The sequence below is a fragment of the Limimaricola pyoseonensis genome (genome assembly GCF_900102015.1).
Lineage (GTDB): Bacteria > Pseudomonadota > Alphaproteobacteria > Rhodobacterales > Rhodobacteraceae > Limimaricola > Limimaricola pyoseonensis.
The window spans coordinates 453,055-468,460 of sequence record NZ_FNAT01000001.1 but is presented as its reverse complement, the minus strand read 5'-3'; the positions used below and the strand labels follow the sequence as shown (position 1 = coordinate 468,460).

Here is a 15,406-nt window from a genome sequence, read left to right as displayed (position 1 = left end):
TCCCGGCCGGACCGGACGGGTATCACGAGGGGCAGGCACCATGACGGGGAACGGAAGATGACGGATGCGGCAGAGGCGACGGCCGGGCGGACGGGGCGGCGCGGACGGTCTGGCGGCGGCGCGGCCCGGCGGGCGGAGCGCAGCGCGGTCAGCGTCGAGACCGCGCGCTACATCGCGCGCAACATCCCCGATTTCGAGGTGCTCGACGCCGCCGCGCTCGAGGTGATCGAGACCAATGCCGAGACCGTGCTGGAAGAGATCGGCGTGGTCTTCTCCGACAACCCCGAGGCGCTGGAGCTCTGGCGGCAGGCCGGCGCCAACGTCACCGGCGACCGGGTGCGCATTCCGCGCGGTCTGGCGCGCAAGCTCTGCGCCACCGCGCCCGCGCGCTTCACCCAGCACGCCCGCAACCCCGAGCGCAACGTCGAGATCGGCGGCCGCAACCTCGTGCTCGCCCCGGTCTACGGCCCGCCCTTCGTGCGCGACGCCTCGGGCGGCCGGCGCTACGCCACGATCGAGGATTTCCGCAACTTCGTGAAGCTGGGCTACATGTCGCGCTGGCTGCACCATTCGGGCGGCACGGTCTGCGAGCCGACCGACGTCGCGGTCAACAAGCGCCATCTCGACATGCTGCTGGCGCACATGACGCTGTCGGACAAGCCCTTCATGGGCTCGGTCACCGCGCCCGAGCGGGCGCGCGACAGCGTCGAGATGTGCGAGATCCTGTTCGGCAAGGATTTCGTCGCCGAGAACACGGTGATGACCTCGCTCATCAACATCAACTCGCCGCTCACCTTCGACGGCATCATGATGGGCGCGCTCGAGGTCTACGCCAGGGCCAACCAGGCCTGCATCATCTCGCCCTTCATTGTCGGCGGCGCGATGGCGCCGGTCACGGTCGCGGGCACGCTGACCCAGGTGCTGGCCGAGGTACTGGCGGGCGTCGCCTATTCGCAGCTGGTGCGCGAAGGCGCGCCGGTGATCGTCGGCGCCTTCGTCACCTCGATCGACATGAACTCGGGCGCGCCGACCTTCGGCACGCCGGAGGCCTCGCTGATCACCTACGGCATGGGCCAGATCGTGCGCCGCCTCGGGCTGCCCTACCGCTCGGCCGGCGGCTTCTGCGGCTCCAAGCTGCCCGACGCCCAGGCCGGCTACGAGAGCGCCAACAGCCTGCAGACCGGGCTGATGGCGGGGGTGAACTTCATGCTGCATGCCTGCGGCTGGCTCGAGGGCGGGCTGGTCGCCTCCTACGAGAAGTTCGTGATGGACGCCGACCAGCTCGGCGCGCTGCACCAGCTGGCCGGCGGCGTCGATGCCTCGACCACCGGCCAGGCGATGGACGCGATCCGCGAGGTCGGGCCGGGCGGCCATTACCTCGGCTGCGCCCACACGCAGGAGAACTTCAAGACCGCCTTCTGGCGCAGCGGCCTGTTCGACTACAAGCCGTTCGAGACCTGGGCCGAGGAGGGCGGGCGCGACACCGAGGCGCTGGCCCGCGCCAAGGTCGCGACACTGCTCGAGACCTACCGGCAGCCGCCGCTCGACCCGGAGATCGCGCAGCGGCTGACCGACTACGTCGAGGCGAAGAAGGCGTCGATGCCCGACAGCTTCAGCTAGCACGCGCCGCCCGCAGCGCCCGCGCCTCGCCCATCACGGCGATCAGAAGCTCGGTGTGGCGGGCGGCGCTGTAGTCGCCCTTGCCGCTGCGCCGCCGCCTGTCGAGCAGCGCCTCGCGCTCGAGAAGCTGCGCGAGGGCCGGCCCCGGCCGCGCCGGCGCGGCACTCCCCAGGGCCCGTCCGAGATGGCGGGCCCGGTCGTAGCCATCCACGCCGAACCGCGCCGCGCGCACCAGAAGCGCCGGGCGCGTCAGCCTCGAGACCTGCGTCAGTAGATCCTGCATCGGAAATCCCTCTGGGCCGGCATGGCCCGGCGGAGATCATCGCATGGATCAACCTGGCGTTGCGTGAGGGCCGCTTCGGGCGCACGCTGCGTTCAAGCTTGTTTCGGATTTTTCAACCAACATGAACAAGCCGTTGCGTGGTTAACGCTTCGGTAAGATGTGCAGTTGAAGGTCGATATCGTGGAACTTGGGCGAGGGGGGCGCGCGACCGGCGCGCCGGTCCGGGATGACGGGGGCGCTGGACTGCCGGGCTGGGTTCCGGACGCGGTCCTGCATTATCTGGAGCATGTCGAGCAGGGGACGGCGATCCGCGCGCTGGCGCGCCGGTCGCAGGTCCATGCCTCGACCGTGCTGCGCCAGGTCCGGCGGCTGGAAAGCCGGCGCGACGATCCGCTGGTCGATGCGGCGCTGCGACGGCTGGCCCGGCGGCTGAAGTCCGACCCGCCCGGCGAGGATGCGACCCGCGACAGGGAGGCGGAGATGCGCGAACGGGTCCGGGCCGAGGGGGCGCCCGCCGGGACCGGCAGCGAGGACGCGGCCCGGCAGGTGCTGCGGCGGCTGGCCGAGCCGGGGGCCGTGCTCGCCGTGGCCCCCGGCATGGCGCAGGCCGCCGTGGTGCATGACGATGGCGGCGGCGAGGCGCGCTGCCTGATCCGGCTCGACCGCGAACTGGCCGAGCTTCTGGCGCTGCGCGGCTGGATCGCGCCCGGGTGCGCCGCGGGCCGGGTCGGCCGGTACCGGCTCAGCCCGGCCGGGCGGGCGCAGCTGCGCCTGCCCGGTGTCGCGTCGCCCGGCGGGTTCGCCGAGGCGCCGCGCCCGTTCGCGGCCGGCGGGCCGCGACAGCCGCACGCGGCGGCCACAGACAGCCCGCTGGTGGCGCTGGCGCGCCGTCGCGACCGCGACGGGCAGCCCTTTCTCGGCCGCGAGCTGGTGGCCGCGGGCGCGCGGCTGCGGGAGGATTTCGAACTGGCGGAGGCCGGCCCGCGGCTGGCGCAGGACTGGGACCGGTTCCTGACCGGCCCGTCGCAGGGCACGGGAACGGGGCGCGCGCCGGACACGGCAAGGGACCGGCTGGCGGCGGCGCTGGCCGATCTCGGGCCGGGTCTGGGCGACGTGGCGCTGCGCTGCTGCTGCTACCTGGAGGGGCTCGAGAGTCTCGAAAAGCGCATGGGCTGGTCGGCGCGGTCGGGCAAGATCGTGCTGCGGATCGCGCTGCAGCGCCTGCGCCGGCATTACGATCACGTGGGCGGCAACGACATGATCGGATGAGCGGCGGCGGGTGATCCCGCCGCCGCAGGTCTCGTGGGTGGGCTCAGCCGTGCCTCACTCGGCGGCTTCGGTCGCCGTCTTGTCGGTGACCGGCACCGCGTTCACGTCCGAATCCATCCGTTCGTTGGCCTCGCGCACGCCGCGGGCATAGTCGGGATGCACCCGCTCCAGCACCGCGTACCAGCGCTCCTTCACCTCCTTCGAGCAGGGCCCCATCGCCGCGGCGTAGTTGGCGAAGAGCCGCGCCTTCTGGTCGGCGTCGAACATCTCGAACAGCTTGCGCGGCTGCACGAAGTCGATGTCGGACACCTCCTGCGGGTAGCGGTAGGCCTCCGGGTCGATCTTCAGCGGCGGCTCGGCCGCCGTCGCGTCCGCCACCGGCCCGCCATACTGGTTCGGCTCGTAATAGGCGTCGGGGTTGCCGAAGTCGTTCGTGAAGAACCGCATCGCCCCGTCCTTGTGGTAGTGGTTCACCTGGGCGGCGCGCGGCGCGTTGGCGGGCAGGGCCTCGTAATGGGTGCCGAGCCGGTAGCGATGCGCGTCGGCATAGGACCAGACCCGCGCCTGCAGCATCCGGTCGGGCGAGAAGCCGATGCCCGGCACGACGTTCGAGGGGCTGTAGGCCGCGTTCTCGATCATCTGGAAGTAGTTCTCGACGTTGCGGTTCATCTCCAGCTCGCCGACCTCGATCAGCGGGTAGTCGCCATGCGGCCAGACCTTGGTCAGGTCGAAGGGGTTGTAGTCCTGCTTGTCGGCGTCCTCTTCCGGCATGACCTGGATGTACATCGTCCATTTCGGGAAGCGGCCTTCCTCGATGGCGTTGTAGAGATCCTCCTGGTAGGCCTCGCGCGTCTTGCCGATCAGCGCCTCGGCCTCCTGGTTGGTGTAGTGCTTGTGGCCCTGCTGGGTCTTGAAGTGGAACTTCACCCAGAAGCGTTCGCCGTCCTTGTTCCAGAGCGAGAAGGTGTGGCTGCCATAGCCGTTCATGTGCATCGGGTTGGTCGGGATGCCGCGATCCGACATCAGGATCGTCACCTGGTGCACGCTCTCGGGCTGGGCGGCCCAGAAGTCGAACATCGCCTCGGGCGAACGCAGGTTGGTCTTGGGGTGGCGCTTCTGCGTGCGGATGAAGTCGGGAAACTTGTAGGCGTCGCGCACGAAGAAGATGGGGGTGTTGTTGCCCACCATGTCCCAGTTGCCGTCCTCGGTGTAGAACTTCAGGCTGAAGCCGCGGACGTCGCGCTCGGTGTCGGCGGCGCCGGACTCGCCGGCCACGGTCGACCAGCGCGACAGCACCTCGGTCTGCTTGCCGACCTGCGAGAAGATCTTGGCGCAGCTGTATTTCGTGATGTCGTGGGTCACGGTGAAGGTGCCGGCGGCGCCCCAGCCCTTGGCGTGCACCACCCGCTCGGGGATGCGCTCGCGGTTCTGGTGCGCCAGCTTCTCGATCAGCTGGTAGTCCTCGAGCAGGACGGGGCCGCGCGGACCGGCGGTCTTGGAGGTGTCGTTCGACGCGTAGGGCGCGCCGGCGGTGGTTGTCAGGCGGGGCTTGTCGGTCATGGTTGTCCTCCGTTGGCTCGCACCGAGATATGGAGCGCGGCGGCGAAAAGGAAAAATCGGATCTTCTGGCGCCTGCCAGTAGAAAACCTTATGGCAAGCGCATGAACCTATCACTCAAGCAGTTGCGCTACTTCGTCGCGCTGGCCGAGGCCGGCAGCTTCGGCCGCGCCGCCGAAAGCGTGCATGTCACCCAGCCGGCGCTGAGCCAGCAGATCAAGGAAATGGAGGCCGAGCTCGGCGTGCGGCTGGTCGAGCGGCTGCCGCGCGGGGCGCGGCTGACCCGGACGGGGCAGGAGGTGCTGGAGCGGGCCCGGCGGGTGCTGGCGGAGCTCGACGATCTCGAACGCGCGGCGCGGCTGTCGCGCGGGCTGTCGGGGCGGCTCAGGCTCGGGGTGATCCCGACCGTCGCGCCTTACCTGCTGCCGCTGGCCCTGACCCGGCTCAGGGCGCGCGACCTCACGCTCGACATCCGCGTGCGCGAGGCGCGGACCGAGACGCTGCTGGTGGCGCTGGAGCAGGGGCGCCTCGACGCGGTGGTGGTCGCGCTGCCGGTGCCGGGGGCGGGCTTCGCCGCCGAGCCGCTGTTCGAGGACCGCTTCGTGCTGGCGGGATCTGCCGCGCGGCTCTCCCGCTGGGCCGAGAGCGCCGAGAGCCTGAGGCCGACCGCGCTGGCGCCGGACCAGCTTTTGCTGCTCGACGAGGGGCATTGCCTGGCCGACCAGGCGCTGGAGGTCTGCGGTCTGAGGGGGCGGGGGCAGGTCGATCTCGGCGCGTCGTCGCTGGCGACGCTGACCGGTCTGGTGGCCGAGGGGTTCGGGCTGACGCTGCTGCCCGAGATCGCGCTCAGGGCCGAGACGGCGGCGGCGCCGACCCTGTCGCTGCTGCGCTTCGCCGGGCCCGAGCCGTCGCGACGGCTGGCGCTGGTCCGGCGGAAGGCCAGCGCCGACGACGGCTGGGTCGCGGCGCTGGCCTCGATCTTGCGGGACGCGGGCGCCGAGCTTCTGGGCGCGGCCCGCGCGGTAAGGCCCTAGCCGATCAGGCGGCCTGCTCGCGGGCGTCGGCCTCGAGCCACTCGAGCACGGTCTCGGGCGAGGAGACGCCGTAGGGATCCTCGGCGTGGTTGTCGCACAGGCCCGGCTCTTCGAACCACGCCTCGACGCGGCCGTCGTTGATGACGGCGGCATAGCGCCAGGAGCGCAGGCCGAAGCCGAGATTGTCCTTGCGCACCAGCATGCCGGCGCGGCGGGTGAACTCGCCCGAGCCGTCGGGGATGACTTCGACGTTCTCGAGGTTCTGGGCCTTGGCCCACTGGTTCATCACGAAGGCGTCGTTGACCGACATGCAGTAGATCGCGTCGATGCCATGCGCCTGGAAGGTCTCGAAGTTCTTCTCGAAGCCGGGCAGCTGGTAGGTCGAGCAGGTCGGCGTGAAGGCGCCGGGCAGCGAGAACAGCACGACGCGCTTGCCCGCGAAGTAGGACGCGGTGTCGCGCTCTTCCCAACGGAACGGGTTGGGGCCCTCGATGCTCTCGTCGCGCACGCGGGTGCGGAAGGTCACGTCGGGGATCTTGGCGCCGGGCTGCATGGGCAACTCCTGTCTGTTGGTGTTCGGGTCGGTTGCGGATTTAGGGGATCGACCGGCTCTTCGCAATGCTGCGTCGCGGCGCAGGCCGGAAACCGGGCGCGATTGCATGGCGGGGTTGCATGTCGCGGCAAGCCGCGTTGCGCCCGGCGGGGTGGCGGCCTATGTTCGCGGCAAGGCGACAAGGAAAGGCATCCCCGTGCGCGACCTGAAGATTCCCGGCGAGCGTCATCCCGAGAAGGCCCGCCGCGCCGACAGCGCGCCGCAGCCGAAGAAACCCGACTGGATCCGCGTCAAGGCGCCGACCTCGGAAGGCTACAAGCAGACCCGCGACATCATGCGCGAGCACAAGCTCGTCACCGTCTGCGAGGAGGCGGGCTGCCCGAACGTGGGCGAGTGCTGGAGCCAGGGTCACGCCACCATGATGATCATGGGCGAGATCTGCACCCGCGGCTGCACCTTCTGCAACGTTGCCACCGGCCGGCCCGACGCGCTCGACGTGTTCGAGCCGGGGCGCGTGGCGGATGCGGTCAAGAAGCTCGGCCTGAACCACGTGGTGATCACCTCGGTCGACCGCGACGACGTCGACGATGGCGGGGCCGCGCATTTCGCGCAGACCATCCGCGCCATCCGCCGCCAGTCGCCCGGCACCACGATCGAGATCCTGACGCCCGACTTCCTGAAGGCGAAGCCCGGCTCGCTCGAGGTGGTGGTCGAGGCCAAGCCGGACGTGTTCAACCACAACCTCGAGACCGTGCCCGGCCTCTACCCCGAGGTCCGGCCCGGCGCGCGCTACTTCCACTCGCTGCGGCTGTTGCAGCGGGTGAAGGAGCTGGACCCGTCGATGTTCACCAAGTCGGGCATCATGGTGGGCCTGGGCGAGGACAAGCAGGCCGTGCACCAGGTGATGGACGACATGCGCGCCGCCGACATCGATTTCCTGACCATCGGCCAGTACCTGCAGCCGACCAACAAGCACCACGCGGTCGACCGTTTCGTGACGCCCGAGGAGTTCGCCAGCTACGAGAAGGCGGCGCGCGGCAAGGGCTTCCTGATGGTCTCGGCGACGCCGCTGACGCGGTCGTCCTACCACGCGGGCGAGGATTTCGCGCGGCTGCGCGAGGCGCGTCTGGCCAAGCTGGGCGCCTGAGAGGGGCGCGGTGCGCCGCCGGTCACTCGGCCGGCGGCACCGCCTTGAGATAGGCCGCGATCGCGGCGCGATCGGCGGCCGGCAGCTTCGCCAGCTCGCGCACCACCACCGCCATTTCGCCCCCCGCCGTGTCGAATTCCGGCGTGAAGCCGGTCTCGAGGTAGTAGGCGATCTCGTTCTCGCTCCAGTCGAGACCCGACGGCGTGATGTCGGGGATGCGCCCGTCGCCAGAGGGGTTGGGCGCGCCGACGAGCCAGCGATCGCGGTCGAGGCCGCCCAATGGCCCGCGCGGCGTATGGCAGGCGCCGCAATGGCCGAGCGCCTCGACGAGATAGCGGCCGCGCGTCTCGGCCTCGGACAGATCGCCCGGCACGGCCCAGCCGTCCGGCATGTTCATGAGCTTCCATGCGCCGAGAGTGCGGCGGATCGAGAAGGGAAAGCCCACCTCGTTCGGCCGGTTTTCTTCCGGCGAGGGCGGCAGCGTCCGCAGGTGGGCGACCATGTCGCGCATGTCCTGCGGGTCGGCCAGCGCATAGGCCGTGTAGGGCAGGGCCGGGTAGTAATGCGCGCCGGTGGGCGAGACGCCGCGCATCACCGCCTGCACGATCTGCTCGTCGCTCCAGTCGCCCACGCCTTGCGGCGATGGCGAGATGTTGGGCGCGTAAAAGGTCCCGAAGCCCGAGACGAAGGCCCGGCCGCCGGCCAGCACCGGCGCCTCGCCCGCCTCGGTGTCGGGCGCGACGTGGCAGGAGGCGCAGCCCGCCGCGGCAAAGACCAGCGCGCCGTTCCCGGGGTCGCCGGGTGGCCCCTCGGCCACCGCGGCGAGCTGGCCGTCGGGCGCGGTCAGCACCCAGCCCGCGCCGCCGAGCGCGATGAGCGCGACCAGCCCTGCCGCGGTCCAGCGCATCACTCGTCCGGTTTGCGGAAGTCTTCGTGGCAGGTGCCGCAGGCCTTGCCGAGCGACCCCATCGCGGCGCGCAGCGCCTCGAGATCGCTGGCCGCCGCGCTTTCCATCTCGGCGGCGGCGGTGACGAGATCCTCCATCTGCCCGTCGAACTTCGCCATGTCCTCCCAGATCGCGGGCAGGGCGCGGCTGTTCTCGACCTCGTCGCTCGACGACCCCTCGACCCAGTAGAGGGGGCCCGCGGTCTGCACCGACTGCGCGAGCTCCGAGAGGGTCGCGGCGGCCGGGCCGGCGATGGCGGCGTCGAACTCCGCCTCGCCCTTGGCCATGGCGCCGAGCAGGCCGAGATGCGAGCCCATCAGATGCATGTGATGCTCGCGCGCCTCGTGCGCCTTGTCGGGGGCGAAGCCCTGCGCGGTGGCCAGCGTGGCGGTGAGGGCGAGCCCGAGGCCCATGGCGGTCGTCCGGATCATGATGTCGCTCCCTGCTGCGAATGGTCTTGCTTCACCCTAGCGACACGGCGTCGCAGGTCTACCGGATCGGCGCAGGGCGATGGTGCGTCAGCGCGGAATGACGCCGCGCCCGACCCGCTCCACGCCGAGCGCCTCGGGCCAGCCCCAGAGCCACTCGATGCCGCCGAGCAGCAGGCAGGCGGCGATCACCGCGAGGATCAGCCCGATCCGCCGGGGCGAGGGCGGGTGCCGCGCCCAATGCGTCAGCCTCAGAAGCCAGTGGACCGGCATCGCGGCTCCTTCCCGGGGGCAGTGCGAGGACACCGCGGGGTTGATCTCGCCGCCCGCGCGGACGACATGATGGGCCGGACCAAGGAAAGCGACGAGATGCCGAGCCATTCAGAGACCCGCACGCTGCCCTACAGCGCCCAGCAGATGTACGACCTCGTCGCCGATGTCGGCAACTACCCGAAATTCCTGCCCTGGACCGCCGCCGCCCGGGTCCGCTCGGTCACGCCGCAGGGCGACCACGAGGTGATGCTCGCCGACCTCGTCATCTCCTTCAAGGTGTTCCGCGAACGCTTCGGCAGCCGGGTGACGCTCTGGCCCGAGCAGAAGAGGATCCACACCGAGTACATCGACGGCCCGTTCCACTACCTCGAGAGCAACTGGACCTTCCGCGAGGTGGAGGGCGGCTCGGAGGTGCATTTCGACGTCGATTTCGAGTTCCGCAACCGCATCCTGCAAGGCGCGGCGGGGCTGTTCTTCAACGAGGCGATGCAGCGGGTGGTGCGGGCCTTCGAGCGCCGCGCGCACGAGCTCTACGACGCGCCGGGCTCCAAGCCGCGCTAGGCCAGCGCGGCGAGCAGAAGCGCGATGGCGTGGTCGCGCGACAGCGCGCGCACCGTGTCGCGGCCGCGCGCGCCGAACTCCACCGTCTCCGTGCGGCAGCCTTCCGCGGTGGCGAGGCCGAAGCAGACCCGGCCCTCGGGCTTGTGCTCCGAGCCGCCCGGCCCGGCGATGCCGGTGATCGAGACGGCGAGATCGGCGCCCGAGCGGGCGCGCGCGCCTTCGGCCATCTCGCGTGCGACCTCCTCGCTCACCGCGCCATGCGCGTCGAGCGTCGCGGCGCGGACCCCCAGAAGGTCGGTCTTGGCGCCGTTGGCGTAGGTGACGACGCCCCAGTCGAAGATGCTGGAGGCGCCGGGCACCTCGGTGATCGCGCTTGCCACCATGCCGCCGGTGCAGCTCTCGGCCGTGGCGAGCCTGAGGCCGCGTTGTCGCGCTTGCGTGACCAGCCGTGCCGCGTCGCCCATGTCAGCCTCCGAAGATCATTACGCCATGCGCCACCACCGCCAACAGCACCACGCCGATCGCGGCGAGGAAGCCGGCGGCCACGTCGTCCATCATCAGCCCCGTCGTGTCGCCGCGCCGGTCGAAGCGGCCGACGATCCAGGGCTTGGTGATGTCGAACAGCCGAAACAGCAGGAAGGCCGCGACCCAGCCCGGCCAGAGGTCGAGCACCGGCGCGCCGACCCGCGCGGCGCCGAACAATACCGGCAAAAGCGCGATCCACTGGCCGACCACCTCGTCGATCACGACATGCGAAGGATCGTGGTCGCCGCTGTCGCGCGCCTCGGCCTCGGCGGCGCGGTGGCCGATGGCGTAGGCCACGGCGATCAGCGCCACCACCAGCCACGGCCCGCCGATCCAATAGAGCGGCAGCGCCACGATCAGAGCGGCGAGCGAACCCCAGGTGCCGGGGGCGGGGCGGATCAGCCCGCTGTAGAAGAAGGTCGCGATCAGCCGGTTCACGACTTCACCAGAGTCGCGGTGGCGATGGCGGCGATGCCTTCCTCGCGGCCGGTGAAGCCCAGCCGCTCGGAGGTGGTGGCCTTGACGCTGACCCGGGCGGGCTCGATCTGCATGATCCGCGCCAGTTCCTCGCGCATCGCCTGCGCGTGCGGGCCGATCTTCGGGCGCTCGCAGATCAGCGTGACGTCGCAATGGGTGACGGCGAAGCCCTCGACCCGGGCGAGATCGGCGGCATGGGCGAGGAACACCTCGGAGCGCGCGCCTTTCCACTCGGGGTCGGAGGGCGGGAAGTGCTGGCCGATATCGCCATGCGCCATAGCGCCGTAGATCGCGTCGGTCAGGGCGTGCATGCCGACATCGGCGTCGGAATGGCCGACAAGCCCCTGCCCATGCTCGACCTTCACGCCGCAGAGCCAGACATGGTCGCCCGGCCCGAAGGCGTGCACGTCGAAGCCGTTGCCCGTTCTCACATCCATATCGGTCCCCAATATCCTCGCGGCGCGGGCGAAATCGCCGGGGCCGGTGATCTTCATGTTGTCCTCGTGGCCCGGCACGAGCGCCACGTCCAGCCCCGCGGCCTGCGCCACCGCCACGTCGTCGGCGGCGCTGGGTCCCTCATAGCGTCGATGCGCGGCGAGGATCGAGTCGAAGCGGAAGCCCTGCGGCGTCTGGGCGCGGACCAGCCCCTCGCGCGGGACGGTGCCGCCGACATGGCCGTCGGCCACCCGCCACAGCGCATCGGTGATCGCGAGCCCTGGCGCGGCGGCGGGGTGATGATCGAGCGCGGCGATCACGGCCTCGATGGTCTCGGCCATGACCAGCGGGCGGGCGGCGTCGTGAATCAACACCTTGCCGGGCGAAGTTGCCGCCAGCGCCTCGAGTCCGGCGCGCACGCTTGCGGCGCGGTCGGCGCCGCCGGGCACGATCATCTCGGCGCGCGCCTCGATCTCGGGCGCGCGGCCGATGTCGTCCGGATGCAGCACGAGGCAGACCGGGCCGAGACCCGCGAAGGCGTCGAGAGTGCGGGCCAGGACCGGCCGGCCGGCGAGGTCGCGCCATTGCTTGGGCACGCCGCCGCCCGCGCGCAGGCCGCGCCCGGCGGCGACGATCACGGTGGCGACGGTCTGTGCGGGCATCATGCATCCTTCACGCGGCGGTCGCGGTTGTGTAGGGGCTGCCGCGGGCTGACGCAATTCCGATCCTCGGCCCGATCCGATGCCCATTTTTTGTGCAGATGCGGTATGCTGAGGCAGATCCGCACCCGCAGCGATTGAGACACCCCTCCGGCCGCCATAGATCGGGCCGTAACGCACAGGTTTTCGGCAATGAGCACATCGCAGTTCACCCCCATCGATCTCGCGCCCGGCGTGACGCTGTCCTCGCCGGTGGCGCTGGCGCCGCTGGCGGGCATCACCGACCTGCCGTTCCGGCGGCTGGTGGCGGGCTTCGGCGCGGGCTGGGTGGTCTCGGAAATGGTGGCGAGCCAGGAGATGGTGCAGGCCAAGCCCGGCGTGCGCGAGCGCGCCGAGCTGGGCTTCGAGCAGGCCGACACGGCGGTGCAGCTGGCCGGGCGTGACCCGTACTGGATGGCCGAGGCGGCGAAAATGGTCGCCGACAACGGTGCGCGGATCATCGACATCAACATGGGCTGCCCGGCCAAGAAGGTGACGGGCGGGCTGTCGGGCTCGGCGCTGATGAAGACGCCCGACCACGCGCTGCGGCTGATCGAGGCGGTGGTCGGCGCGACCGGACTGCCGGTGACGCTCAAGACCCGGCTGGGTTGGGACGACGACCTGCTGAACGCGCCGGAGATCGCACGCCGGGCCGAGGGCGCGGGCGTGCGGATGGTGACGATCCACGGCCGCACGCGTTGCCAGTTCTACAAGGGCTCCGCCGACTGGGCCGCGATCCGCCGGGTGCGCGAGGCGGTGTCGATCCCGGTGGTGGCCAATGGCGACATCGTCGACGGCGCGACCGCGCGGCGGGCGCTCGAACTGTCGGGCGCCGATGCGGTGATGGTCGGGCGCGGGGCGCAGGGCCGGCCGTGGCAGCCGGCGCTGATCGCCGCCGCGCTGACAGGGCAGGCGGCACCCGACATCCCGATGGCTCATGATTTTCTGGACATGGTATCAGGACATTACGAGGCAATGTTGAGCTTCTACGGCGCCGATCTCGGCGGCCGCGTCGCGCGCAAGCACCTGGGCTGGTACATGGACGAGGCGGGCACGCCCGGCGCGCTGCGCCGCGAGGTGCTGACCGCCACGCCCGACCGGGTGCCGGGGCTGCTGCCGCTCGCACTCGACGGCGAAAGATGCGCGGCATGATCGGCGACGCGGCCCTCTGGAACTCCCTACCGGTGCCGGCGCTGCTGCTCGGGCCCGACGACACGATCATCGACGCCAATGCCGCGGCCGAGCTGTTCCTCAACCTGTCGCTGAAGGCGCTGACCGGCGCCTCGGTCTGGGACAAGGTCAGCATCGACGCGCCGCTGGAGGCGGCTTTCATCCGGGTCCGGACGCAATCGAGCCCGCTCTTTGTCAACGATGTCGATGTCGGGTCCGGCGAACGGGCTCCGGTGCAGTGCAACCTGCAATTCGCGCCTCTGTCGGGCAGCGAGGGGCAGATCCTTATGATGATCTCGCCGCGCGAGATGGCGGGCCGCATGGGCCAGCACAGCGCCTCGGGCAAGGCGGCGCGTTCGGCGATCGGTATGGCCGAGATGCTGGCGCATGAGATCAAGAACCCGCTGGCCGGGATCACCGGGGCGGCGCAGCTCCTGTCGATGGGGCTGAGCTCCGAGGATCTCGAGCTGACCGACCTGATCGTCGCGGAAAGCCGGCGCATCGTGAAGCTGCTCGAACAGGTCGAGCAGTTCGGCAATTTGCGCCCGCCGGCGCGGCGGCCGGTCAACCTGCACGACGTGCTCGACCGGGCGCGCCAGTCGGCCAAGCTGGGCTTCGGCGCGCATATGAGCTTCGTCGAGGATTACGACCCGTCGCTGCCGCGCGCGCTGGCGGATGCGGACCAGATCCTTCAGGTGGTGCTGAACCTGATCAAGAACGCCTCGGAGGCCGGCGCCGCCGGCGGCACGATCCGGCTGCGAAGCTTCTACGAGCCCTCGCTGCGGGTGCGCCAGCCCGATGGCAGCCACGCGCTGCTGCCGCTGCAGGTCGAGGTGCAGGATGACGGGCCGGGCCTGCCGCCCGAGATCGCCCAGGAGGTGTTCGAGCCTTTCGTCTCGGGGCGCGAGAACGGCACCGGCCTCGGGCTGGCGCTGGTCTCCAAGCTGATGGCCGAGAATGGCGGCCGCGTCTCGGTCGAGACCGTGCCGGGGCGCACCGTCTTCCGGCTGTCGTTTCCGCGCGCCCCCGAATCCGCAGGAGAGAACTGATGGACGGCACCATCCTCGTGGCCGACGACGATCGGACGATCCGCACCGTTCTGACCCAGGCGCTGACCCGCGCCGGCTGCAAGGTGCATGCGACCGCCTCGCTGGTGACGCTGATGCGCTGGGTCGAGGAGGGCAAGGGCGACCTCGTGATCTCGGACGTGGTCATGCCCGACGGCAACGGCATCGAACAGCTGCCGAAGATCTCCGAGGCGCGGCCCGGCCTGCCGGTGATCGTGATCTCGGCGCAGAACACGATCATGACGGCGATCCAGGCGGCCGAGGCCGAGGCCTATGACTACCTGCCCAAGCCCTTCGACCTGCCGGACCTGATGAAGCGCGTCTCGCGCGCGCTCGACACGCGGCGCCACGTGGCCCCGCGCCCGAGCGCCCCGGTCGAGGCGGCCGCGGCGAGCGACCTGCCGCTGGTCGGGCGCACGCCGACGATGCAGGCGCTCTACCGGCTGGTGGCGCGGGTGATGAACACGCAGCTGCCGGTGCTGATCACCGGCGAAAGCGGCACCGGCAAGTCGCTGGTCGCTCGCGCGATCCACGACTTCTCCGACCGCCGGACGCTGCCCTTCGTCACCGTCTCGGCCGCCGATCTCGAGGGCGCGGACGGCCCGTCGAGCCTGCTGGCGCGTGCGCGCGGCGGCACGCTTCTGTTCGACGAGGTCGGCGATCTCGGCGCCGAGGCCCAGACCCGCATCGTCCGGATGCTCGACGCGCTCGGCGAACACGCGCCGCGGGTCATGGCGACCTCGCAGGGCGCGCTGTCCGGACGGATCGATGGCGGCGACTTCCGGCGCGACCTCTACTACCGCCTGGCCGGGGTCGAACTTCAGGTGCCGGCGCTGCGCGAGCGGGTCGACGACATCCCGCTGCTGATCGAGCATTTCCTCGCGCGGGCCGAGCGCGAGGGCATGGGGCAGCGGCGGCTGGCCGCGCCCGCGGCCGAGCTTCTGCGCGCCTACAGCTGGCCGGGCAACGTGCGCCAGCTCGAGAACGCGGTGCGGCGGCTGGTGGCGACAACGGCGCAGGAGGAGATCGGCCGGGCCGAGGTGGAGGCGGTGCTGGGCGGCCAGCCGGCGGCCGAGCCGCTCAGCGGCGGCAGCGACCAGCTCTCGGCCAGCGTCGAGCGGCACCTGAAGCGCTATTTCGACCTGCATGGCGGCGAGCTGCCGCCGCCGGGTCTCTACCAGCGAATCCTGCGCGAGGTGGAACTGCCGCTGATCGAGATCGCGCTCGACGCCACCGGGGGCAACCAGGCGAGATGTGCCGACCTTTTGGGAATCAACCGCAATACGCTGCGTAAAAAGATCACGGACCTTGATATTCGCGTGACTCGCCGCCGCAAGTTGATGTAAAACCGCAACAGAACCGT

17 protein-coding genes are annotated in these 15,406 nt (G+C 70.8%); 8 read left to right on the top strand and 9 right to left on the bottom strand.

The features are described from left to right. The first annotated feature begins 57 nt into the window (after positions 1-57). A complete protein-coding gene (locus BLT43_RS02260) occupies positions 58-1,620 on the top strand; it encodes a trimethylamine methyltransferase family protein (protein WP_090109692.1) in 1,563 nt (520 codons plus the stop codon). On the opposite strand, the gene BLT43_RS02255 is transcribed toward BLT43_RS02260, so the two are convergent. Then, complete coding sequence (locus tag BLT43_RS02255) at positions 1,613-1,903, bottom strand: DUF6477 family protein (protein ID WP_090109690.1); 291 nt, start codon at positions 1,901-1,903, stop codon at positions 1,613-1,615. The genes BLT43_RS02260 and BLT43_RS02255 overlap by 8 nt on opposite strands. A 243-nt stretch (positions 1,904-2,146) precedes the next feature. Here BLT43_RS02255 and BLT43_RS02250 point away from each other — a divergent pair, with 243 nt between their 5' ends. After that, complete coding sequence (locus BLT43_RS02250; protein WP_090110237.1) at positions 2,147-3,172, top strand: DUF6456 domain-containing protein; 1,026 nt, start codon at positions 2,147-2,149, stop codon at positions 3,170-3,172. A gap of 54 nt (positions 3,173-3,226) precedes the next feature. Here the strand turns inward: BLT43_RS02250 and BLT43_RS02245 are convergent, their stop codons facing one another. Next, positions 3,227-4,732, bottom strand: a complete 1,506-nt coding sequence (locus BLT43_RS02245; protein ID WP_090109688.1) for a catalase — start codon at positions 4,730-4,732, stop codon at positions 3,227-3,229. Between the two features lie 101 nt (positions 4,733-4,833). On the opposite strand from BLT43_RS02245, the gene BLT43_RS02240 reads away from it, so the two are divergent. Then, a complete protein-coding gene (locus tag BLT43_RS02240) occupies positions 4,834-5,763 on the top strand; it encodes a hydrogen peroxide-inducible genes activator (RefSeq protein WP_090109686.1) in 930 nt (309 codons plus the stop codon). A gap of 4 nt (positions 5,764-5,767) precedes the next feature. On the opposite strand, the gene BLT43_RS02235 is transcribed toward BLT43_RS02240, so the two are convergent. Further along, positions 5,768-6,316, bottom strand: coding sequence for a peroxiredoxin (locus BLT43_RS02235; RefSeq protein ID WP_090109684.1), 549 nt, complete (start codon positions 6,314-6,316; stop codon positions 5,768-5,770). Between the two features lie 190 nt (positions 6,317-6,506). On the opposite strand from BLT43_RS02235, the gene lipA reads away from it, so the two are divergent. Then, on the top strand, positions 6,507-7,463 hold the full coding sequence (gene lipA / locus BLT43_RS02230) for a lipoyl synthase (RefSeq protein WP_090110236.1): 957 nt from the start codon (positions 6,507-6,509) through the stop codon (positions 7,461-7,463). 22 nt (positions 7,464-7,485) lie between these two features. Here lipA and BLT43_RS02225 read toward each other — a convergent pair whose 3' ends face one another. From BLT43_RS02225 to BLT43_RS02215, 3 genes are all read right to left on the bottom strand, one after another. Continuing rightward, the gene (locus BLT43_RS02225; RefSeq protein ID WP_090109682.1) at positions 7,486-8,370 is read right to left on the bottom strand and encodes a c-type cytochrome; all 885 of its coding nucleotides are present in this window, start codon (positions 8,368-8,370) and stop codon (positions 7,486-7,488) included. Next, positions 8,370-8,840: a c-type cytochrome gene (locus tag BLT43_RS02220; RefSeq protein WP_090109681.1), complete on the bottom strand. Its 471-nt coding sequence runs from the start codon at positions 8,838-8,840 to the stop codon at positions 8,370-8,372. Before BLT43_RS02220 ends, BLT43_RS02225 begins: the two co-directional genes overlap by 1 nt. Positions 8,841-8,927: 87 nt before the next feature. Beyond that, positions 8,928-9,110, bottom strand: coding sequence for a hypothetical protein (locus BLT43_RS02215; protein ID WP_090109679.1), 183 nt, complete (start codon positions 9,108-9,110; stop codon positions 8,928-8,930). 96 nt (positions 9,111-9,206) lie between these two features. On the opposite strand from BLT43_RS02215, the gene BLT43_RS02210 reads away from it, so the two are divergent. After that, positions 9,207-9,671: a type II toxin-antitoxin system RatA family toxin gene (locus BLT43_RS02210; RefSeq protein ID WP_090110235.1), complete on the top strand. Its 465-nt coding sequence runs from the start codon at positions 9,207-9,209 to the stop codon at positions 9,669-9,671. Here the strand turns inward: BLT43_RS02210 and BLT43_RS02205 are convergent. From BLT43_RS02205 to BLT43_RS02195, 3 genes are read right to left on the bottom strand one after another with little or no spacing between them, the layout of a single operon-like run. Next, a complete protein-coding gene (locus BLT43_RS02205; protein ID WP_090109677.1) occupies positions 9,668-10,135 on the bottom strand; it encodes a CinA family protein in 468 nt (155 codons plus the stop codon). The two genes, BLT43_RS02210 and BLT43_RS02205, sit on opposite strands and share 4 nt — an antisense overlap. Position 10,136: 1 nt before the next feature. Further along, complete coding sequence (locus tag BLT43_RS02200; protein WP_090109675.1) at positions 10,137-10,634, bottom strand: phosphatidylglycerophosphatase A family protein; 498 nt, start codon at positions 10,632-10,634, stop codon at positions 10,137-10,139. Next, positions 10,631-11,770 (bottom strand): bifunctional 2-C-methyl-D-erythritol 4-phosphate cytidylyltransferase/2-C-methyl-D-erythritol 2,4-cyclodiphosphate synthase, encoded by a 1,140-nt coding sequence (locus BLT43_RS02195; protein WP_090109673.1) that lies wholly within the window; start codon positions 11,768-11,770, stop codon positions 10,631-10,633. The genes BLT43_RS02200 and BLT43_RS02195 overlap by 4 nt, the downstream gene beginning before the upstream one ends. 189 nt (positions 11,771-11,959) lie before the next feature. Between BLT43_RS02195 and dusB the strand changes: the two genes are divergently transcribed. The 3 genes from dusB to BLT43_RS02180 are packed head-to-tail and all read left to right on the top strand — an operon-like array spanning position 11,960 to position 15,389. Further along, a complete protein-coding gene (dusB, locus tag BLT43_RS02190; protein WP_090109671.1) occupies positions 11,960-12,958 on the top strand; it encodes a tRNA dihydrouridine synthase DusB in 999 nt (332 codons plus the stop codon). Next, positions 12,955-14,025 (top strand): two-component system sensor histidine kinase NtrB, encoded by a 1,071-nt coding sequence (locus tag BLT43_RS02185; RefSeq protein WP_090109669.1) that lies wholly within the window; start codon positions 12,955-12,957, stop codon positions 14,023-14,025. The genes dusB and BLT43_RS02185 overlap by 4 nt, the downstream gene beginning before the upstream one ends. Next, on the top strand, positions 14,025-15,389 hold the full coding sequence (locus BLT43_RS02180) for a response regulator (RefSeq protein ID WP_165612521.1): 1,365 nt from the start codon (positions 14,025-14,027) through the stop codon (positions 15,387-15,389). The genes BLT43_RS02185 and BLT43_RS02180 overlap by 1 nt, the downstream gene beginning before the upstream one ends. Positions 15,390-15,406 lie beyond the last annotated feature (17 nt).